Genomic DNA, 20,092 nt, shown 5'->3' with positions numbered 1-20,092 from the left:
TGTGAGTGAATCGGGCATGGAGATCACCGCGGCGAGCGGGGACGAGCGCGTCGAGTGGCAGCGGCTGGCGGAGGAGGTCCGCGATCATCAGTTCCGCTACTACGTGCGGGACGCGCCGATCATTTCCGATGGCGAATTCGACGCGCTCTTCAATCGGCTGGTCGCGCTCGAGGAGGCGCATCCGGATCTGCGCACCCCGGATTCGCCGACCCAGATGGTCGGGGGTGGCTTCACCACCGATTTCCAGCCCGTGGATCACCTGGAGCGGATGTACTCGCTCGACAATGTGTTCAACGAGGACGAGATGCGGCAGTGGATCGCCCGCGTGGAGGCCGACGCCGGCGCCGACCTGCACTATGTGTGCGAGGTGAAGATCGACGGTGTCGCCCTCAATCTCGTCTATGAGGACGGCAGGCTGATGCGCGGCGCGACTCGTGGTGACGGCCGCACCGGTGAGGACGTCACCCTCAATGCCCGCACCATCGAGGACATTCCGCACGAGCTGATCCACAGCGACGAGTTCCCGGTACCGCAGCTGCTCGAGGTGCGCGGCGAGGCGTACATGACGCTGGCCGACTTCGCCGCCCTCAATGCCTCCATCGTGGCGGAAGGTAAAGCGCCGTACGCGAATCCGCGCAATACCGCGGCGGGATCACTGCGGCAGAAGGACCCCGCGGTGACCGCCAAACGGCGGCTGCGGATGATCTGCCACGGCTTCGGCCGGCTGGAGGGCTTCGCGCCGGAATCACAGCATGAGGCGTACCGGGCGCTGGCGGCGTGGGGGCTGCCGGTGTCGGCGCACACGGTGCTGGTGCGGGGCGCGGCCGCGGTGATCGACCGCATCAACTACTGGGGCGAGCACCGTCATGATCTCGAGCACGAGATCGACGGTCAGGTCATCAAGGTCGACGAGTTCAGCCTGCAGCGCCGCCTGGGAGCGACCTCGCGCGCGCCGCGCTGGGCCATCGCCTACAAGTATCCGCCCGAGGAGGCCACCACCGAGCTGCTCGATGTTCAGGTGAATGTCGGTCGCACGGGCCGGGTTACGCCTTTCGCGGTCATGCGGCCGGTCACCGTGGCGGGCTCCACCGTCGCCATGGCCACCCTGCACAATGCCTCCGAGGTGCAGCGCAAGGGCGTGCTCATCGGCGACACCGTCACCATCCGCAAGGCCGGCGACGTGATCCCCGAGGTGCTGGGCCCGGTGGTGGACGCCCGTGACGGCTCCGAGCGTCAATTCGTCATGCCCACGCATTGCCCCGAATGCGGAACCGAACTGGCTCCCGCCAAGGAGGGCGATGCCGACATCCGCTGCCCGAACCAGCGGCACTGTCCGGCCCAGTTGCGGGAGCGGGTATTCCATATGGCCGGGCGCGGCGCGTTCGATATCGAGGCGCTGGGATACGAGGCCGCCATCGATCTGCTGAAGTCGGGCGCCATCGCCGACGAGGGCGACCTGTTCTCCCTTGACGAGGACAAGCTGCTCACCACTACCTTGTTCACGAACAAGAACGGCACCCTGTCCGCCAACGGCAAACGGCTGCTGGAGAACCTGGAGGCCGCGAAGGATCGTCCGCTGTGGCGCGTGCTGGTCGGCCTCTCCATCCGCCATGTCGGGCCCACCGCGGCCCGCGCCCTGGCCACCGCCTTCGGCAGCATGAACCGCATCCGGCAAGCCTCGGCCGAGGAACTGGCCGCCATCGACGGCGTCGGCCCGACCATTGCCGCCGCGGTCACCGAATGGTTCACCGTTCCCTGGCATCTCGCTATCGTCGACAAGTGGAGTGCCGCCGGCGTCCGCATGGCGGACAAGCGCGACGAGTCCATCGAGCGCAATCTCGAGGGCCTGTCCATCGTGGTGACCGGCTCGCTGGAGGGCTTCACCCGAGACGGCGCGAAAGAGGCCATCCTCGTCCGTGGCGGGAAGGCCGCCGGATCCGTCTCCAAGAAGACGGCTTTCGTGGTGGTCGGCGATTCCCCGGGCTCCAAGGCCGCCAAGGCCGAGGAACTGGGCGTCCCCATCCTCGACGAGGCGGGCTTCGTCAAACTCCTCGAGGACGGCCCCGAGGCCGTCTCGTAAGGATCGGGATGCGGTGGTGCGGGCGCCTTCTCGGCGCGGGCCCGCACCATCGTATTGTCGCCGGTGACGGATTGCGGGGGTGAGGAGGCAGAGGTGGTGACGGGTGTGCGCGAGGGCGACGCTGTGGAGATTCGGGATGCCCGTGCCGGGGATTTCGCGGCCATCGGTGAGCTGACCGTCGAGGTGTATGTGGGCGAGGGGCATGTGAATCCCCGAAGCCCCTATATCGCGCAGCTGGCCGACACCGCCACCCGGGCCGCGTCGGCCGAGATTCTCGTTGCCGTACGCGGTGATGAGCTGCTCGGCTCGCTGACCATGGCGAGGCCGGGAACGCCGTTCGCGGATATCGCGCGGCCGGGGGAGTTGGAATTCCGGATGCTCGCGGTATCCAAGCGGGCGCGGGGGCTGGGGGTCGGCACCGCCCTGATGGATCGGGTGATCGATACCGCCCGCGCCGAAGGGTTCGATGCCGTGGTGCTCACCACCATGCCGACCATGCAGGATGCCCGGCGGATGTACGACCGGCTCGGTTTCGCGCATGTGCCGGAACGCGATTGGCGCACCGACGCGGGGCTGCCGCTGACCGTCATGCGGCTGGAGATCGCGGCGGGCGAATGATGTCGATCAGGCCGAGGAGGCCAGAGGTTGCCGCGACCGCGCGCCGAGGCAACCGCGGGGCGGAGGTCTTGTTCGCGATGGTGGACATGGCGGCTCGATGCGGTCAGCAGAGGCCGGCCAGGGGACTTGCCGACGAGAACGCCCCCCGCGCGATTTCGGCCGGGGCGCCGGACGGCCGCGCGAGAAAGCTTGCGCCTCAGCCCAGCACGGTCGCGATTATCCCGGCGAGATAGCCGAGCCGCGCGATCTCCGACGGCCGGAAGTCCGGCCCGCCGGGACGGCCGAGCAGCAGCGCCTTGCCGGTATTGCCGAGCGGCGCGGCGGCCAGCTTGGTGTCCATGTCCTTCCACAGCTGCGGGACCCAGTCGGCTTCGCCATCGAGGACCGCCGGCTTCTCCAGCGGCATCCACGGCGCCGAACCCGCCTGGGTCGAGGGCGCGCTCTGTGATCCCACCACGCGGTAGGCGCCCTGCGGTCCCATGTCGATGACGGTCGACCAGCCCACCCGCAGCACTCGCGGCACGCCGTCGACCAAGACTTGCAGGCGATCGTCGCGTGCATTGGCGACCTGATCGATGAGCTCGAGTTCGCGGTGGGTGTCCAGCATCCCGGAGTACGGGCGCAGGGAATCGACCTGCACATCATGCAGCGACTCGGCCGCGGTGATGAGAGTGTCGGGCAGCGCGCCCGGTGGCACCTCCACCACGAGGTCGTCGATCGCGAAGCCGTCGCCGCGTTCGACGACATCCAGCGAGAGAATGTCCGCGCCGACGGATCCCAGCGCCAAGGCCAGCGATCCGAGACTCCCTGGGCGATCCGGAAGTTGCACGCGAAGCAGGTAAGACACGTGCCTTCCTTTCTTTACTGTGCGACCGAAACTTTCGGACGGGTACCCGAGTCCCGCAATACTTACACTCTCGAGAGCTGGTTATCGAATCGAACCATCTCTGTGACGCGGGCCACCTACCCATCGGTTACACATTGATGGTGCCAGGTCTCGCGCACACCTGCGACCGGTAGCTCGAGGCGACCCACTAGGCTGTCGAATGGCCAATCACCAAGCTCGAACCATGCCGAAAGGGGTCCCGCGGTGCCCGCCATCTCCAGGGACGAGGTCGCTCACCTCGCCCGGCTGTCCCGGCTCGCTTTGACGGACGACGAACTCGATCTGTACGCCGGTCAGCTGGATTCCATCCTGACCCACGTCGCACAGATCTCGCAGGTCGCCGCCGCGGACGTGCCCGCCACCGCATCCCCGAACCCGGAGACGAATGTGACGCGCCCGGATGTGGAGCAGCCCTGCCTGACTCCGGAGCAGGCGCTGGCCATGGCTCCGGCCGTCGAGGAACAGCGGTTCATGGTTCCGCAGATTCTGGGAGAGGGCGAATGACGGATCTGACCAAGCTGTCCGCGGCAGAGCTCGCGGACAAGATCCATGCGCGCGAGGTCTCCTCGGTCGAGGTCACCGAGGCCCACATCCAACGCATCGCCGAGGTCGACGGGGAGATCAACGCCTTCCTGCACGTGGCCGGCGAGCAGGCGCTGCTGACCGCCGCCGAGGTGGACCGCCAGGTCGCCGGCGGCACGGTGGTCTCCGCGCTGGCCGGTGTTCCCTTGGCGCTCAAGGACGTTTTCACCACCACGGACATGCCGACCACCTGCGGGTCGAAGATCCTCGAGGGCTGGGTGTCGCCGTACGACGCGACCCTCACCACCAAGCTGCGCGAGGCGGGCATCCCGATCCTCGGCAAGACCAATATGGACGAGTTCGCCATGGGCTCCTCCACCGAGAACTCGGCGTACGGGCCGACCCGCAATCCCTGGGATACCGACCGGATTCCGGGCGGTTCGGGTGGCGGCTCGGCCGCGGCGCTGGCCTCGTACCAGGCGCCGCTGGCCATCGGTACCGACACCGGCGGTTCCATTCGCCAGCCCGCCGCGGTCACCGCGACCGTCGGCACCAAGCCGACCTACGGCACCGTGTCCCGCTTCGGCCTGGTCGCCTGCGCGTCCTCGCTGGACCAGGGTGGTCCGTGTGGCCGCACCGTGCTGGACACCGCGCTGCTGCACGAGGTCATCGCGGGCTACGACCCGAAGGACTCCACCTCCCGCAATGTGCCGGTGCCGCCGGTGGTCGCCGCCGCCCGGGAGGGCGCGAAGGGCGACCTGAAGGGCGTGAAAGTCGGTGTGGTGAAGGAACTTCACTCCGACAGTTACCAGCCGGGCGTCATCGCCTCCTTCGATGCCGCGGTCGCGCAGCTGAAGGAGCTGGGTGCCGAGGTGATCGAGGTGTCCTGCCCGCACTTCGAATACGCGCTGCCCGCCTACTACCTGATCCTGCCGTCGGAGGTGTCGTCGAACCTGGCGCGCTTCGATGCCATGCGGTACGGCCTGCGCGTCGGCGACGACGGCTCGCGCTCGGCCGAGCAGGTCATGTCCATGACCCGTGAGGCGGGGCTGGGCCCGGAGGTCAAGCGCCGCATCATGATCGGCACCTACGCGCTGTCGGCCGGTTACTACGACGCCTACTACGGCCAGGCCAACAAGGTCCGCAACCTGATCGCGCGGGACTTCGACAAGGCCTACGAGACCGTCGACGTGCTGGTCTCGCCGACCAGCCCGTTCACCCCGTGGAAGCTGGGTGAGAAGGTCAACGACCCGCTGGCCATGTACCTCTCGGACCTGTGCACGCTGCCCACCAATCTGGCCGGGCACTGCGCCATGTCGGTGCCGTCCGGGCTGAGCTCGGACGATGGCATGCCGGTCGGTCTGCAGATCATGGCCCCGGCGCTCGCCGACGACCGGCTCTACCGGGTCGGCGCGGCCTTCGAGGCCGCCCGCGGACCCATCGCCTGATCCGGGTCGGGCGGACGGCCCGATCGTGGCCGTCCCGCAAACGAATTCGGCCCTCGCCGGTACTCTCCCGGCGGGGGCCGTTCGCCTTCCGCCCGGCCTGCCCGATCCGGTCGGTCGGCGTCCGGCTGATCGGTCAATGCCTGCGGCGCATCGGTCCAGACCGGTAGGCTTGCAGCGGTTCGGCGTGTGTGAAGGGTTTTCTTGGGGATGTTGCGACGCGGCGAGGTCTTCGCGGGCTACGTGATCGAGCGCGAAGTGGGCCGTGGCGGAATGGGTTCGGTCTACGCTGCCCGCCACCCTCGGCTCCCGCGGCTCATCGCGCTCAAACTGCTGCACCGGGAGATGTTCGGCGAGAACGAGACCCGGATGCGCTTCGAACGCGAGGCCGATGTCATCGCTCAGCTCGACCATCCGAACATCATCACCGTCTACGACCGCGGCGACGAGGACGAGCAGCTGTGGATCGCCATGCAATACGTGGACGGGGTCGACTGTGCCTCCATCGATCCCTACGACCTCACCCCGGACCGGGCGGTCGAGATCATCGTGCAGACCGCGGCCGCACTGGATTACGCGCACGGGCGCGGCGTTCTGCACCGGGATGTGAAGCCGGCCAATATCCTGCTGTCCCGCACCGGCGGCATCGGCACCGGCTTCACCGAGCGGGCGCTGCTCAGCGACTTCGGCATCGCGCGGGTGCTCGACGACACCGCGCACCTCACCCGCACCGGCATGCTCAACGCCACGCTGGCCTACGCCTCGCCGGAACAGCTCACCTCCGCGCCCATGGGGCCGCGCTCGGATCAGTATTCGCTGGCCTGCACGCTGTTTCGGCTGCTCACCGGGCGCGGGCCGTTCGACGCGCCGAATATCGCGACCGTCATGCTGGGGCATCTCCAGTCGCCGCCGCCGGACGTGAGCTACCTGCGGTCCGAACTGCCCGCGGAACTGGACGCGGTGCTGCGTCGGGCGCTGTCCAAGGATCCGCGCGACCGCTACGAGACCTGCTTCGAATTCGCCCAGACCGCCTGGGAGACCGTGGCCGAACCGGTCTCGCTGGTGCGGCGGCCGCGCGGGCAGGTCGTGGACCGGTTGCCGCGCGAGGAGACCGTGCTCGGCTGCCTGTTCGGCGGTGCGGTCGGGGATGCGCTGGGCGCACCGATCGAGACCATGCTGCTGCCGAACATCCAGCAGCGCTACGGGATTCAGGGCATCACCGGCGAGGGCAGCGGCTACAAGGGGCGCATCTCCGACGAGACGCAGCTGGCGCTGTTCACCATGGAGGCGCTCATCCGCAGTGCGCGCGTGCGCGAGCGCGGGACCGCGGCCGTCGTGGGCATGATCCAGGAGAACCTGCTGGTGTGGCTGCGCGGGCAAGGACAGGCGACGGTGCCGGTGCAGCCGGTGCCCCTGCAGAGTGGGCTGACGGGGTACCCCGAGCTGATGACCTACCGGGGTCCGACGCAGACGACCATCTCGGCCATGCTGCGGGTGGCGGCGCGGCAGCGGCCGGGGGTTCCGCTGGGCACCCGCGATCATCCGATCAATGACTCCAAAGGGTGCGCGGCCACGGTGCGGTCGGCGCCGTGCGGCTTCACGCCCATGCTGGAGTACGCCTTCGAACTGGCCTGTGACGCGGCGGCGCTCACGCACGGGAACCCGAGTGGGTGGCTGCCCGCCGGTACGTTCGCGGCAACGGTGTTCGGGCTGTGCCGGGGGCTGGATGTGCGGGCGGCGGTGGAACAGGCGCGGGCGCAACTGATCCGGAACCGGGATCACGAGGAGACCACCCAGGCACTCGACGCGGCCGTGCGGCTGGCCGACACCGTGGCTTTCCGGGGACGGCCCATGCCGTTGCCCGGGGTGTTGGACCCCCTGGGCACCGGCGTCATCGGCTCCGAGGCGTTGGCGCTGGGGGTGTGCGCGGCGATCTGCGCCGAAAACGCGGGCGGCACATCGGAACAGATCTTCCGCAACGGGGTGCTGCTGTCGGTGAATCATTCCGGAGACAGCGACTCGACCGGCGCCATCTGCGGAGCGCTGCTGGGGACCCGGCTCGGGGTGCACGCGATTCCGCAATCCTGGCGAGCCCGCCTCGACGCGGCGGCCGCCATCGAACGGCTGGCCGCCGACTTCACCCGCGAATTCCGCGGCGCCGCTCAGCAGCCGGGCAGCACCGTGCCCTGGTCGGCGCCGTAGCGGTGACCGTGACCGGGCGGGGCGTTCAGCGCGCCGAGTAGATCGGCGGTCGTTTGCAGGAAGCTGATGACCGGAAGCCAGTGCGGGACCGGCGCGTCCGGACGGGTACCGGTGAGATCCGGTGCGCGCCAAAGCAATGCCGGTGACCAGTGCACCACCGGGTCGGAGGCGTTGGCCAGCACCGTCGCCCGGCCGTGATGCACCTGCCCGGCGGGCGGGCCCGCCCACAGCGCGCCGCAGGTGCGCCGGTCCTGGTCGGCGTCATCGGTGAAGACGGCGCTGCCGCCCAGCGCGCCCAGGCTCTGGCCGTAGATGTAGAGCTTCGGCGGATCGGGCAGCGCCGAGATCCGTTGCTCCACGGCCCGGAACAGCGCGCGGGCGGATTCCTCGGCGGCGCCGCGGCCGAAGACGAAGGTGACCCAGCTCGGGGCGTCCGAGTATTGGAGGCCGACCAGCGCCACGTCACCGCCGAACCGGGCGTCGAGCCCCTTGGCGGCGTCGCTGTCGATCCAGCCCGACCCGGTCGGCACGGTCACCACCAGATTGCGGCGCTGCAATCCGCCGGTGCGCTCCAGTTCCCGAATTGCCAGCGCCACCCGGGAATCCAGATCGGGCGCGGAGTTCACGCCGACATACACCCGGACCGTGCGCGCCGGCGTTCCCGCCACGAACTTGCGCCCCTCCGCGCCCAGCGACGGCCAGCTCGCCATCGACGCCGGACTGCCCGAGCGAGCCGGCGAATCCGGTTGCGGCAGTTCGGGGTCCACAGAAGAATTCGCCGCCGCGTACGCCGCCCGCCGCCACTGGACCACCGTCGGCACGATCACCAGCTGCCCGGCCAGCACCAGCGCCACGCCCGCCGCGATACTCCGCACCGGGCCCGATCGCCGCACCACCCAGCGCACTCCGCGCGCGAGAGCGACCACGGCGGCCACGAGCGGCACGGTCCAGGCCAGCCACCGCACCCAGTACCCGGCCCCGATACCCTCTACCCCCATGGTCGCGCGCAACGTGTTCTGCCAATGCTCGGCATAGCTCATCGCGGCCCCCACCAGCGTCATTCCCACGACCAAGGCCGGAACCCGCCCGCGCGGCAGCTGCTCGATCCCGAATCGAGTCCACCGCAGCGCCATTCGGAGGATCGCCGCCAGCCCCAACCCGATCAGCACCATGAGCGCGGTCAGGATCGCCTGCGCAGACGGCGTGCGCGGCAACAACCCCGGCGCCAGTGACACCACAGTCCCGCCGGCCACCGCCGCGCTGGTCCCCACCCGGGGCACGTGGAACACCGCCCATCCGGCGGACATTCGTGGCACGGCCCGGCCGGATGCGGTCGCGACCGTAGCGCGCGGTGCGGCCGAATCGCCTGCCGCGGTGACGGCTCCAGCTCCCCGCGTGCCGATTCCGGTTGAGGTCGGCGTATCGCCAAGTGAGGTATCCGCGGTACCGGCAAGCGCGTCCCCCGCGAACGTGGTCGGGATCTTCCCCGTCGGGCTGGAGACCGTCTTCGCCGTCACCTCGGCGGCCTGGCCGAAATCGACCGCAACGGGCGGAACTTCCGCCGGAAACGCGCCGGGATGATCGAAGGGTTGTTCGTCGGTCTGGTGAGGCGTGGTTTCGTCGATGGGACGAACAGGGCGATCGGCTCGGGTGCGGACGGCGTTCTCCGGCGGGGTCACAGCGCTACCGCCGACCCGTCGTCGAAGGACTTGCCGGCGAGGGCCGAAGTGATTCGGCGAGCACGGTTGCGGCGTACGAGAACGGTTGACACGCAGGCCGATCCGACCGCCAAGCCGATGCCGGAGAGTGCGAGGGCGATGGGCGAGGGGCTGTCGCCGGCGTGCTCGAAGAACGGCTCGTAGATGGGGTTGCCGTAGTCCTGGCGGAGGGAGTTCAAGTCCACGGCGGTGGTGGCGACGCTGGCCATGACTTGGCACTGGGCTCGGGAGACGGGATTCACGCGGGCGTCGCAGGCCGCGTGCATGCGCCGCTCCAGGGCGGCGTCGACGGTCTGGCGGGCCCAGGGGCCGAGCGGCCGGCCGTGGGCGGCCGCGTAGCGCAGCAGGTCGTAGCCGAGATCGTGGGATTTGCAGGCCAGGTCGAACTCGGTGGGCAGGGGGACGGGGGAGGAGCAGTCACCGTTCGGGTTGATGAGCAAGCCCGCCTCGACTACCGGGCGATACCCGGAGATGCTGACGAAGTCCGCGGGGATGGCGGCGGGGTCCGGGTGGGCGGCAACCGATTCCAGGATTCCGGTGCGGGCGGCGAGGTTCTCCGGTGTGCCCGCAACGCTGAGCGCGGCGCCCGCGGCCGGGGCCGAGGCCACGCCGACCGAGCAGATCACTGTCGCCGCGGCCACCAGGCCGCCGTATCGGTGCAGCCGGGCCCGGGCTCGGTCGGCGCGAGTCGGAGAGTGGGTGGAACGGGGCGAAATCCTGCGGGAGATCGGGAACGCTCTCATGGGTCTCGACGCTAGGAATCGGGCTCCGACCGGGGCCTCAGCCTGCGGAGCGGTTCCGGGGTGGACGAGGTGGGTGAGGGCGGTCCCGGTGTCGTACCCGGGTAGGGGGTGGGAGATCACTCAGGGGTATGACGTGCGGTGGACGCGGTGTCTCTACCGTCGAGGGCATGGTCGGAAAGATGTCTGGGCAGGCCCGCGCGGCGCGGGCACGGCAGGTGTTCGACGGGTTCACGGTGTTGCTCGCGATCATCTTCATCGCGGTGGCGTGGCCGACGTTGCACCTGACACACAAGGTGCCGGCGGCGGCCGCGCCGTTCATCGCCGGGTTCGCGGCCTTCCCGATCCTGCTGGCGCGGGTGAATCCGCCACTGGGCTGGGCGGTTTCGGCCGGGTCGGCGTTGCTGATCGCCATGGCGGTGCCGCATCAGCCAGGCAATGCCATCCCGTTCCAGGTGGTGCACATTCTGGTGCTGTTCGCCATGGTGTTCGCGGTGGCGGTGCGCGCGCCGATCCGGATCGTGGCGGTGGTCTGGGTGGCCACCTCGCTGCTGTTCGCCACCACCATGGCCCAGACCGGGGACAGCTTCGCCGAATCCGGGTTCGGTTGGCCGCTGGCGATCACCGGACTGGTGGTGTTCGGCCTGCTCATCCGGTGGGTGGTGGTGTCGCGGCAGGCGCTGCTCAAGTCGGAGGAGGAGACCGAGCTGGAGCGGGCCCGGCGCGCGATCCTGGAGGAGAAGGCGCGCATCGCCCGCGACCTGCACGACGTCGTGGCGCACCACATGTCCATGGTGGTGGTGCAGGCGCAGACCGCGCCGTACCGGATCAGCGGGTTGTCCGCCGACGCCCGAGCCGAATTCGAGTCCATCGGCACCGGTGCCCGGGCGGCGCTCAATGAGATCCGCGGCATGCTGGGCGTCCTGCGCAGTGACGGGCAGCTGCCCGAGCATGCGCCGCAGCCCGGCGCCGCCGATGTGCCGGCGCTGCTCGAGGGGGCGCAGCGCGCCGGGGTGCCGCTCACCTGGACCGTCGACGGCAGCCTCGACATCGTGCCCGAGACGACGGGGTTGGCGCTCTACCGCATCGTGCAGGAGTCACTGGCCAATGCCTCGCGGCACGCGCCCGGGGCGGCAGTGCGGGTGCACCTCGCCTGCGGGGGCGATCTCACCCTGAACATCGGCAATGATCGGCCGATCGCGGTGCGCCCGGGCGACCATTCCGGGACGTCCGGGAGCGGCATCGCGGGCATGCAGACACGCGCGGCAGCGGTCGGAGGCGTACTCACCGCCGGTCCTCGGCCGGACGGCGGTTTCGAGGTGCAGGCCAGGTTGCCGCTGACTGCCGCGCTGACCGCCGCGGGCCGGGCGGGCGGGCTCGGATCCGGCAGCTGACGGTCGCGCCGCCGCCGGGTGCGTGCGGCGTGAACGGTCACAGCGCGCCTGCGGCGGTGGGGGTGCGAAGTGGTCGTGGCGCGGACCGTCCCTCCCCGGGCATGGCAAACTCGGTGGCGTGCGTGAGGTGGGACTGTGGCGATAACCGTGTTGATCGCCGACGATCAGGCGATGGTGCGGCAGGGGTTCGGGGCGCTGCTGGCGGCGCAGCCCGACATCAGCGTGATCGGGGACGCGCCGGACGGGAAAGTCGCTGTGGCCGAGGCGAAACGGCTGCGCCCCGACGTGGTGCTGATGGATGTGCGCATGCCGGAGATGAACGGGCTCGACGCCGCCCGGGCCATTCTCTCCGCCGGCCTCGAGCCGCCGGTCCGGGTGCTCATGCTCACCACCTTCGATATCGACGACTACGTCTACGAGGCCCTGGGCATCGGGGCCAGCGGGTTCCTGCTCAAGGACGCGCCCGCCGAGGAGCTGGTGCGCGCGGTGCGGGTGGTGGCCGCCGGTGACGCCCTGCTCGCACCGACCGTGACGCGCCGGCTCATCGCCGATGTCACCCGCCGCCGGGCGCGGCGCGCGCCCGCGCCGCAGCTGGCCGTGCTCACCCCGCGCGAGCGTGAGGTGCTGGAGCTGGTGGCGCGCGGCATGTCCAATGCCGAGATCGCCGAAAGCCTCTTCGTCGCGGAACAAACCGTGAAGACGCATGTGTCGAAGGTCTTCACCAAACTGAACCTGCGCGATCGCGCGCAGGCGGTGGTGCTGGCCTACGAATCCGGACTGGTAACCCCGGGCTGACCTGCCCCGACAGCGTTTCGACGGGTAGGCTCACGGACTTGTACGTCACCGGAAGGGGGTCGTGGACAGTGCTCAACAGCGGTGACGTGTTCGCCGGGTTCACCGTCGAACGACTGCTCGGACAGGGCGGGATGGGCTCGGTCTATCTCGCCCGGCATCCCCGCCTGGGCAAGTTGACGGCACTGAAACTGCTGAACCGGGAACTGTACGCGGACAGGGAGATCCGCGCCCGGTTCGAGCGCGAGGCGGATCTGGTCGCGCGACTGGACCACCCGAATATCGTCGAGGTGTACGACCGCGGCACCGAGGACGAGATGCTCTGGATCTCCATGCAGTACGTGGACGGGGTGGACGCCGCCAGCGTCAATGTCGCCACGCTGCCGCCGGAGCGGGCCGTGCAGGTGATCGAAGGGGTCGCCAGCGCACTCGATTACGCGCACGGCATGGGGGTTCTGCACCGGGATGTGAAGCCCGCCAACATCATTCTGGCCCGCGCCGTCGGCGGCCACGGTGAGCGCGTCTTCCTCACCGACTTCGGCATAGCCCGCCTCCGCGAGGACTCCACCCACCTCACCCAGGCCGGCATGTTCACCGCCACTCTCGCGTACGCGTCCCCCGAACAGATGACGGGCGCCCACCTCGACCCCACGACCGACCAGTACTCCCTGGCCTGCGCCCTCTACTGGCTCCTTATCGGCGCGGGCCCCTACGACTCGCCCCACCCCGCCGAACTCATCCGCGGCCACCTCCAACTCCTCCCGCCCCCCGTCTCCCTCCGTCGCCCCGGCCTGTCGCCGGCCATGGACGCCGTCCTCACCAAGGCCATGGCCAAGCGCCCCGCCGACCGCTTTCCCACCTGCACCGAATTCGCCAAGTCCGCCCGCCGAGCCCTGTCCGGCCCCCCGGCCCAGCATCCGGTCCATCAGCAGGCGATCCGCCCGGCTTATCCCAATCCTCCTGCAGCGCAACCGAACTACCAGCCCTACCCCGCGCCCCCACCGGGCTATCCGGCGGTGCCGCCGGGCTACCCGGCCTCCGCGGCGCCCCCGAACCAGCCCGCCTATCCGGTTCCTCCGCAGCCCGTCGGCCAGCCCCTCGCCGCCGGCCCCAATTACCCTGCGCCGCAGTCGCAACCCGTCGCACCGGGCTACCCGCCCCCGCAGCAGCCCGCCGCACCGTTCGGATACCCCGCACCCCGCCACGATGCCGACGGTCCAGGCTCCGGCCCTACCGCCCGTCCGTACCCCCCGGGCCAGGACGGCACATCCGCCGTCTATTCCGCGTCATCGCAGCCCCCGCCTGCCGGTGCGTCCGGTTACCCGGCCCAGCAGTCGATACCGAACCCGGACCAGGTCGGCTCGGGACCGACCGTCCGTCCGTACCCCCCGAGTCAGGACGTCGCACCCGTCGCGTATTCCCCGCCGCTCCAACCTCAACCCGCGGATGCGTCGGGCTATCCTGTGCCGCAATCGGCCGCGGCGGTGCCACAGCCGTCTCAGCAGCCGGCGCAGGATTCGGGCGATATCGGCTCCGGACCGACCATCCGGCCGGAGCCGTGCACGGGCACGCCCAACTATCCTGTGCCACAGCCATCGTCGATGCCGCCGGACACGGCGGTGCGGGCGCCCGCGGCCACGGCGCGGCCGCCCTTGCCTCCGGCAACGCCTGTCCAGTCGGCGGATCCGTCCGGCCAGGCCGCCGACGAGATGGGGTCGGGCGCGACGCATCGCTCGCGGGACGTGGTTTCGCACGGTGCTGCCGAGGATGCGTCCCGCCGGCCGACCGATGTCGTGCCGCAGCCGGTGGTCTCGGCGGGGCTGGCGGAAGGATCCTCGTCTGCCGGTCCCGCGGAGGTGCGATCCTGGCACAGCGGGTCGGGCGCCGGTCGACAGGAAGTGACGAGATCAATAGCGGCGGAAGAGGACTCGTCGAGCCAGGCGGTCGGTGAATCCCCGCAACCGCCGGTTCCCGGCGGAACGGGTGAAACCGACCTGTCGGAGCCCGTTCTCGGCAGGGTGGCGGGGCCGCCCGGTTTCGGGGAGATCATTGCCGAGCCGGAGGCGGTGCCGGCGCAACCGGTTGCGGCGCTCTCGGTGTCGAGCACGGCGCCGGACTCATCCGCTGAGTCGACAGCGGTTGCGGCGGAAGAAGAGTCGGGCTGCGCTGCGGAGATGTGGGCGAGGGGGCCGGTCAGCGCTCGTGACGCTGCCGCGTCCGTGGACCCGGAGTCCGGTGTTGCCGCTGTCGCGGCGGATTCCGAAGGAGCCGAGGGGGAATCGGACATGGTGGCGAGGCATCCGGATTCGGGTGCATTCGTCCCTGAGTGTGCTGTCGAGGCGAGTCCGGAGTCGGCGGCCGTGACAGAGGCGTCGCAGCCCGTTGTGTCCGAGCCGGTTTCGGGCCTCAGTGTCGACGTGCCGGGTTCCGGCCCGGCGCGTGGGATGCCGGGGTATGCCGGTTACGGGGGCGAGGTGCCGGGTGCTCCGGGGTATGGCGGGCCGCCGTTCGGGGGGAATCCGGTGCGGCCCGGGTTGATTCCGACGTCGCAGCGGGCGGAGGCGTCGCAGCTCACCGCAATGGTGGTGCTGGGGCTGGCGGTGGTGGCGCTGGTATTGGTCGTGGTGATCGCGGTAGTGGTGGTGTCGGGCTAGGTGCGGGGTCGAGCGGTGGCGCGGCGGCCCGGGACCATCCGGCGTCCGGTGGTTCAAGAGCGCCCGCGGCACCGGTGCGAAGGAGCGCGTGGAAGTCGCCTTTCCGCCGGTGTCCGAGTCCGGGACAGTAAGAACTCCGGCCGACCGGCGTTGATCTTCCCGCCGGTGGACCGGGGTCCTTTCACCGCCGCGCCGGCCGCCGGGGCGTTCGACTACTGAACCTCGGCCCGGCGGAGTCCGGCGGCAGGGGTTCAGGCCGCGCGGGCGGCGGCGCGGGCGGAGTTGAGCGTGACCGCGGCGGCGTTCCAGATGGCGTAGACGCTGACCGAGTAGGGCACCCAGGTCGGGTGGTGGATGGCGAGCAGCACGATGGTGGCCAGGGCCAGCGCTACCGCGCGGATGACGATGCCGTTGTGGAGCAGGCTGCGCAGCACCTGCGCGTCGGCGAGGCTGGTGATCTTGACGGCGTTCATGATTTCCGACCTTAGGGATCCGCGCGGTGGCCCCGAAGGGGCCGAGCGCGCCAGGAATGGGACAGATTACGCGGCGGGCCAATCGTTTTCGGTCTCGCCGACCTTGTTGACGTAGTTGGTCAGGGTCTGTAGCGCGACCAGTGCGACGATTTCGAGCACCTGCTCCTGCGTCCACCCGGCGGCCAGCGCGGCGGCCGGATCGGCCTTGCCTCGGCTCTCGGTCAATTCACGCGCGAAGGCAACGGCCGCGGCCTCTTTCGGATCCGCGGATGTGCCCTGCTGGGCGGCCTCGACCTCGGCGTCGCTCAGCTTGGCCACCCGCTTGCCGGTGAAGGTGTGTGCCGCGACGCAATATCCGCAGTCATTGGCCGCGCCGACGGTGAGCGCGATGCGCTCGGAGGTCGGGACGGGCAGCGTGCCCTTCTTCAGCGCGCCGGACAGCCCGAGGTAACCCTCCAATACGACGGGCGCGTTGGCCATCACCTTGGTCATGTTCGGCACCCGGCCCATCCGCTTGCGGACCTCGTCCAGCAGGGGAGCGTTGTCGATCGGAGTGATCATGGTGTCCTCATTTTCTAACGGAAGATCGTGTGTTCACACGTTAGAACATCATGGATCCCAAGTGCAATACCCGTTAGAATTGAGGCATGGCAGATCCTTTGGCACTCCTACTGGCGAACACCATCCGAGCCACCAGCCGTGGCCTGACGGACGCCTTCAGCACGCGCGAATCCACCCGGGAGTGGTTGGTCGCCCATGCCACGAACGTGGGTATGTACCTGGACCTCGAGGCATATCTGCCCACCGAGGACGAGCGCGTGGCCCTGGTGGACCTGCGGCAGAACGTGCGCGCGCTGTTCGCGGAATACGTTGCGCCCCAACCGCCCAGCTCCGCCGACGCCACGGTGCTGCCGGCGTTCCCGCAGGCGCTGGCCGCCATCAATGGCGCGGCTGCCCCTACACTGCGACTGCTGAATTGGGACGACGCCGGTCCCCATGCCGAGCACCGGCTGCTGACCTCGGACGATGTGAGCACCGTCATGGCCGGGCTGGCCGACGCCACCATCGAGTTCTTCTCGGGCCCGGAGGCCGCCCAGATTCGCGTCTGTCCGGCCCCGCGCTGCGTGCGGTACTTCCTGAAATCCCATCCGCGGCAGGAATGGTGCTCGGTGGCGTGCGGAAATCGCGCCCGCGCCGCGCGCCACTACGCGCAGCACCGCGACTGAGCTCTGGCGCCGCGACCGAACCCTAGCGCCGCGACGGAGCCGAGTGCCGCGGCTGAGCCCGAGAACCGTGGCCGAGGCCGGTGCGGCGACCGAGCTCAGCGTCGCGGCTGAGACCGGTGCCGCGATGTGAGCTCGGCACCTCGATCGAGTTCGGCATCGAGGTCGATCCCGCGCATCCGCGACGGGGTCGGGCGGTGCGGTTGATCCGGGTTCCCACTACATGGAACGGCCCTCGCACCGACAGGTGTGAGGGCCGTACGCGGCTGTGTGATTCGGTTCGGCGAGGTGTTCGGGCTCAGCCGAAGAAGGCGGCCGCCTCGCGGTACCGGTCCTGCGGCACCAGCTTGAGCTGCTTGGTGGCCTCCGACAGCGGCACGAGTTCCACCTCGGTCCCGCGCAGCGCCACCATTTGCCCGAATTGTCCGGCGTGCACGGCTTCCGCGGCGTGTACGCCGAAACGCGTTGCGAGCACGCGGTCATAGGCGGTCGGAGTTCCGCCGCGCTGCACGTGCCCGAGCACCGTCACTCGGACCTCCTTGCCGATGCGCCGCTCGATCTCCGGCGCCAGTTGCTGCGCCACACCGGTGAAACGCACGTGCCCGAATTCGTCCACGCCGCCGTCGCGCAGGGTCATGGACTCGGGGTCGGGGTGCGCGCCCTCGGCCACCACGCAGATGAAGTGCGAATCCCCGCGCTGGAAGCGGCGTTTCACCATGGCGCAGACCTCGTCCACGTCGAACGGCACCTCGGGTACCAGCGTCAAATGCGCGCCGGAGGCCATGCCGGAGTTGGTGGCGATCCAGCCCGCGTGCCGTCCCATCACCTCGACCAGCATGACGCGCTGGTGGGATTCGGCGGTGGTGTGGATCCGGTCGATGGCCTCGGTGGCAATGGAGACGGCCGTGTCGTGGCCGAAGGTGGTGTCGGTGCAGTCGATGTCATTGTCGATGGTCTTGGGTACGCCCACCACGGGCACGCCCTCGTCGGCCAGCCAGGAGGCGGCGGTGAGAGTGCCCTCGCCGCCGATCGGGATGAGCGCGTCGATGCCGTTGTCGTCGAGGGTCTGCTTGATCCGGCCGAGTCCCGTGCGCAGCACATCCGGATTGGTGCGCGCGGTGCCGAGAATGGTGCCGCCCTTGGTGAGTAGTCGATCGGTGCGGTCATCGTTGAGGATCTGAATCTTGCGATCCTCGAGTAGGCCGCGCCAGCCGTCCTGGAAGCCCACGATCGCATCCCCCCAGCGTCCGTTCGCGGTACGAACGACGGCACGGATCACGGCGTTCAGGCCTGGGCAGTCTCCGCCTCCGGTCAAGACTCCGATGCGCATGACCCCATCTTGCCCTGAGATCGGCCGCCCGTGGTCCCCGCCCCCGTGAACTGCGGGTTACGGGGGCGGCGCTATCCGGCGGGGCAGCTGCCGCCCTCGAGTTCGTCAAGGTGCTTGTCGATCAGGGTGGCGATTTTGGTGAGGATGACGGTGCCGTCGTCGAAGGACCCGGAATTGGGCTGGGTGGCAATCGCGACGGCGAGCTGGCCGCCGTCGACGGGGATCAGTCCGAATTGCCGGACCAGGTAGTTGCCGCTGGGGTCGGGACCCCAGCCGCCCTTGAAGACTGCGCCCTCCAGATCGCCGAGTCCCCAGCGCTGGCTGGAGCTGATCTTGCCCATCAGTGAGGTGACGACATCGGATTGGGGCAGGCAGGGCAGTTTGGCGGCGAACTTGAGCTGGTTCACCAGCGACCATTCGGCTTGGCCGAAGGCGGAGTAGTCGGCGCGGGCCCGGGTGGCCGGCACCGTGGTCTCGGCGTCGCCGCCCTCGCGGAGCACGTCCTGCACGGTCTGCGCCGCGACCTCGGGGGCGCCCAGTGACTGCCAGAGGGTGTCCGCGGCGGAGTTGTCGGAATACTCGATGGCATTGACGGCCGCCACCTGATTGCTCGAACTCTTGCGTAGCGCCGCCAGTGTCAGCGGGACCTTCATGGTCGACCAGCCGGGACCGGTGCTCCAATCACCCAGTGTCAGCACGTGGTCGGAGCCCACCGGCATCACGGCCAGCCCGGCCCTGCCCGCCAGCGTCGGCTTCAGGTCGTTGACGAAATCCCAGGCCAGCGTGCCGGGCAGCGCCAAGACGGTGGTGGGGATGGTGTTGCTCGGCGCGGCCGCGGCCACCGTGGTCTTGTCCGGGACCAGCACCGGCTGGCTGCTGCACGCCGTCAGCGTCCCGGCCAGCACCGCCAGCGCGCCGCATCCTCGCGCGAGCCGCCGTCCGCGCCAACGGGATCCGTGACCCGCATCGCGAGTGCTGTCCAGTGCGTCGCGCTGGTCAGCGGTCCGCGTATACGGTGCGTGCACCCCGTAACCTCCATCTGCCCCGGTGTCCGGCGCGTTCCCTGTTCCTAGCGGACACGGCCCGAACCCGTCAATCGCAAGGATTGTTGTGGGTCGGGACGGACGGGGTCAAATGCGGTGGGTATGGCGATTTTTCGACACATCTTGCCCGATTCGGGGTGCACGCCGGGGATTTCGATCCGGGCGCACGCCGATTGTGCTACCGGGAGCAGAGTCCGCCACGGAGGTCGGGCAGATGGTCGCCGACCAGCAGTGCGAGCTTGTCCATCATGTCGGTGGCGTCGTCGAAGCTGCCGGAGGCGGGTTCGGCCGCCAGCGCCACCGCCACCGGACCGTTCAGCGTCGGGACCAGTCCGAATTGGCGGACGGTGTACTTGCCGGTGTCGTCGTCGGGACCCCAGCCGCCCTTGAACTCCGCGCCGATCAGCCGGCCCAGGCCCCAGCTCTGGCTGGGGGTGATCTCACTCATGAGCGAGACAACGGAATTGGCGCGCGGCAGGCAGGGCAGCCGGGAGGCGAAGTGCACCTGGTCGGACAGCGACCAGTCGGTCGCGCCGAAGGCGAGCAGATCATCGGACTCGAGCGCGGCCAGCTTGGTGTGGCGCGCGGCGACGTCGGTGGTGGCATCGCCCGCCTCGCGCAGGATCGCCTCGACGGCGTCGGCGGCCTGGCTGCCGGTGCCCAGGGAGGTCCAGAGGGTCTGTGCCGCATCGTTGTCGGAGAAGGTGATGGCGGCCTCGGCGGTGTCGCGCATGCCGTCCGGATCGTGGCGCAGCGCGGCGAGCGCCAGTGGCACCTTGATGGTGGACCAGGCGATGCCGGTGGTCCAGTCGCCCAGCAGGGTCATGTCGCCGCCGCCCACGGGCATGACCGCCACTCCGACGCGGCCGTCGAGGGTGGCCTTCAGATCGGTGAAATCCGCTGCGAATGCGACGGTTTTCGGGAGACCGAATAATTCGGGCAAATCAGGTGCCATCAGATTCGGGGCCGCCA

17 protein-coding genes are annotated in these 20,092 nt (G+C 69.7%); 9 read left to right on the top strand and 8 right to left on the bottom strand.

Going from position 1 to position 20,092, the window contains the following annotated elements:
* Window positions 1-16: 16 nt before the first annotated feature.
* A complete protein-coding gene (ligA, locus tag GLP40_RS09905; RefSeq protein WP_154787777.1) occupies window positions 17-2,080 on the top strand; it encodes an NAD-dependent DNA ligase LigA in 2,064 nt (687 codons plus the stop codon).
* A 96-nt stretch (window positions 2,081-2,176) separates the two neighbouring features.
* Entirely contained in the window at window positions 2,177-2,698 is a 522-nt protein-coding gene (locus GLP40_RS09900; protein ID WP_328289942.1) for a GNAT family N-acetyltransferase, read from the top strand.
* Window positions 2,699-2,894: 196 nt separating this feature from the next.
* Here GLP40_RS09900 and GLP40_RS09895 read toward each other — a convergent pair whose 3' ends face one another.
* The gene (locus GLP40_RS09895) at window positions 2,895-3,545 is read right to left on the bottom strand and encodes an ACT domain-containing protein (protein ID WP_328289941.1); all 651 of its coding nucleotides are present in this window, start codon (window positions 3,543-3,545) and stop codon (window positions 2,895-2,897) included.
* Window positions 3,546-3,788: 243 nt separating this feature from the next.
* Between GLP40_RS09895 and gatC the strand changes: the two genes are divergently transcribed.
* The 3 genes from gatC (at window position 3,789) to GLP40_RS09880 (ending at window position 7,753) form a co-directional block, all read left to right on the top strand.
* The gene (gene gatC / locus GLP40_RS09890) at window positions 3,789-4,088 is read left to right on the top strand and encodes an Asp-tRNA(Asn)/Glu-tRNA(Gln) amidotransferase subunit GatC (protein ID WP_033087118.1); all 300 of its coding nucleotides are present in this window, start codon (window positions 3,789-3,791) and stop codon (window positions 4,086-4,088) included.
* The gene (gatA, locus tag GLP40_RS09885; protein ID WP_154787542.1) at window positions 4,085-5,554 is read left to right on the top strand and encodes an Asp-tRNA(Asn)/Glu-tRNA(Gln) amidotransferase subunit GatA; all 1,470 of its coding nucleotides are present in this window, start codon (window positions 4,085-4,087) and stop codon (window positions 5,552-5,554) included. Before gatC ends, gatA begins: the two co-directional genes overlap by 4 nt.
* Before the next feature lie 207 nt (window positions 5,555-5,761).
* Window positions 5,762-7,753 carry an ADP-ribosylglycohydrolase family protein gene (locus tag GLP40_RS09880; protein ID WP_154787541.1) on the top strand — a complete coding sequence of 664 codons (1,992 nt, stop codon included), beginning with the start codon at window positions 5,762-5,764 and terminating at the stop codon, window positions 7,751-7,753.
* On the opposite strand, the gene GLP40_RS09875 is transcribed toward GLP40_RS09880, so the two are convergent.
* On the bottom strand, window positions 7,714-9,432 hold the full coding sequence (locus GLP40_RS09875) for an alpha/beta-hydrolase family protein (RefSeq protein WP_328289940.1): 1,719 nt from the start codon (window positions 9,430-9,432) through the stop codon (window positions 7,714-7,716). The two genes, GLP40_RS09880 and GLP40_RS09875, sit on opposite strands and share 40 nt — an antisense overlap.
* Window positions 9,429-10,214, bottom strand: a complete 786-nt coding sequence (locus GLP40_RS09870; RefSeq protein WP_154787540.1) for a hypothetical protein — start codon at window positions 10,212-10,214, stop codon at window positions 9,429-9,431. The genes GLP40_RS09875 and GLP40_RS09870 overlap by 4 nt, the downstream gene beginning before the upstream one ends.
* Before the next feature lie 167 nt (window positions 10,215-10,381).
* Between GLP40_RS09870 and GLP40_RS09865 the strand changes: the two genes are divergently transcribed.
* The 3 genes from GLP40_RS09865 (at window position 10,382) to GLP40_RS33210 (ending at window position 15,051) form a co-directional block, all read left to right on the top strand.
* Window positions 10,382-11,605 (top strand): sensor histidine kinase, encoded by a 1,224-nt coding sequence (locus GLP40_RS09865; RefSeq protein WP_230329414.1) that lies wholly within the window; start codon window positions 10,382-10,384, stop codon window positions 11,603-11,605.
* A 135-nt stretch (window positions 11,606-11,740) separates the two neighbouring features.
* Window positions 11,741-12,400 (top strand): response regulator transcription factor, encoded by a 660-nt coding sequence (locus GLP40_RS09860; RefSeq protein WP_328289939.1) that lies wholly within the window; start codon window positions 11,741-11,743, stop codon window positions 12,398-12,400.
* 38 nt (window positions 12,401-12,438) lie between these two features.
* Entirely contained in the window at window positions 12,439-15,051 is a 2,613-nt protein-coding gene (locus tag GLP40_RS33210; protein WP_268867091.1) for a serine/threonine-protein kinase, read from the top strand.
* A gap of 251 nt (window positions 15,052-15,302) precedes the next feature.
* On the opposite strand, the gene GLP40_RS09845 is transcribed toward GLP40_RS33210, so the two are convergent.
* The gene (locus GLP40_RS09845) at window positions 15,303-15,524 is read right to left on the bottom strand and encodes a hypothetical protein (protein WP_154787537.1); all 222 of its coding nucleotides are present in this window, start codon (window positions 15,522-15,524) and stop codon (window positions 15,303-15,305) included.
* A 66-nt stretch (window positions 15,525-15,590) separates the two neighbouring features.
* On the bottom strand, window positions 15,591-16,085 hold the full coding sequence (locus tag GLP40_RS09840; RefSeq protein ID WP_154787536.1) for a carboxymuconolactone decarboxylase family protein: 495 nt from the start codon (window positions 16,083-16,085) through the stop codon (window positions 15,591-15,593).
* A gap of 86 nt (window positions 16,086-16,171) precedes the next feature.
* On the opposite strand from GLP40_RS09840, the gene GLP40_RS09835 reads away from it, so the two are divergent.
* Entirely contained in the window at window positions 16,172-16,750 is a 579-nt protein-coding gene (locus GLP40_RS09835) for a CGNR zinc finger domain-containing protein (protein WP_154787535.1), read from the top strand.
* A gap of 295 nt (window positions 16,751-17,045) precedes the next feature.
* Here GLP40_RS09835 and GLP40_RS09830 read toward each other — a convergent pair whose 3' ends face one another.
* The 3 genes from GLP40_RS09830 to GLP40_RS09820 form a co-directional block, all read right to left on the bottom strand.
* The gene (locus tag GLP40_RS09830) at window positions 17,046-18,077 is read right to left on the bottom strand and encodes an ATP-dependent 6-phosphofructokinase (RefSeq protein WP_154787534.1); all 1,032 of its coding nucleotides are present in this window, start codon (window positions 18,075-18,077) and stop codon (window positions 17,046-17,048) included.
* Between the two features lie 71 nt (window positions 18,078-18,148).
* Entirely contained in the window at window positions 18,149-19,102 is a 954-nt protein-coding gene (locus tag GLP40_RS09825) for a hypothetical protein (protein WP_328289938.1), read from the bottom strand.
* Between the two features lie 196 nt (window positions 19,103-19,298).
* The gene (locus tag GLP40_RS09820) at window positions 19,299-20,063 is read right to left on the bottom strand and encodes a serine hydrolase (RefSeq protein ID WP_230329413.1); all 765 of its coding nucleotides are present in this window, start codon (window positions 20,061-20,063) and stop codon (window positions 19,299-19,301) included.
* Window positions 20,064-20,092: the final 29 nt, after the last annotated feature.

This window comes from Nocardia aurantiaca (assembly GCF_009708175.1).
GTDB classification, from domain to species: Bacteria; Actinomycetota; Actinomycetes; order Mycobacteriales; family Mycobacteriaceae; genus Nocardia; species Nocardia aurantiaca.
The sequence above is the reverse complement of the archived record's forward strand: the minus strand, read 5'-3'. Positions and strand labels throughout refer to the sequence as shown.

What these genes read in the sequence shown, in the direction of transcription:
- GLP40_RS09830 (WP_154787534.1), bottom strand. Translation starts at nt 18,077, where the DNA reads ATGCGCATCGGAGTCTTGACCGGAGGCGGAGACTGCCCAGGCCTGAAC.
- GLP40_RS09865 (WP_230329414.1), top strand. Translation starts at nt 10,382, where the DNA reads ATGGTCGGAAAGATGTCTGGGCAGGCCCGCGCGGCGCGGGCACGGCAG.
- GLP40_RS09845 (WP_154787537.1), bottom strand. Translation starts at nt 15,524, where the DNA reads ATGAACGCCGTCAAGATCACCAGCCTCGCCGACGCGCAGGTGCTGCGC.
- GLP40_RS09870 (WP_154787540.1), bottom strand. Translation starts at nt 10,214, where the DNA reads ATGAGAGCGTTCCCGATCTCCCGCAGGATTTCGCCCCGTTCCACCCAC.
- GLP40_RS09840 (WP_154787536.1), bottom strand. Translation starts at nt 16,085, where the DNA reads ATGATCACTCCGATCGACAACGCTCCCCTGCTGGACGAGGTCCGCAAG.
- ligA (WP_154787777.1), top strand. Translation starts at nt 17, where the DNA reads ATGGAGATCACCGCGGCGAGCGGGGACGAGCGCGTCGAGTGGCAGCGG.
- gatA (WP_154787542.1), top strand. Translation starts at nt 4,085, where the DNA reads ATGACGGATCTGACCAAGCTGTCCGCGGCAGAGCTCGCGGACAAGATC.
- GLP40_RS09880 (WP_154787541.1), top strand. Translation starts at nt 5,762, where the DNA reads ATGTTGCGACGCGGCGAGGTCTTCGCGGGCTACGTGATCGAGCGCGAA.
- GLP40_RS09835 (WP_154787535.1), top strand. Translation starts at nt 16,172, where the DNA reads ATGGCAGATCCTTTGGCACTCCTACTGGCGAACACCATCCGAGCCACC.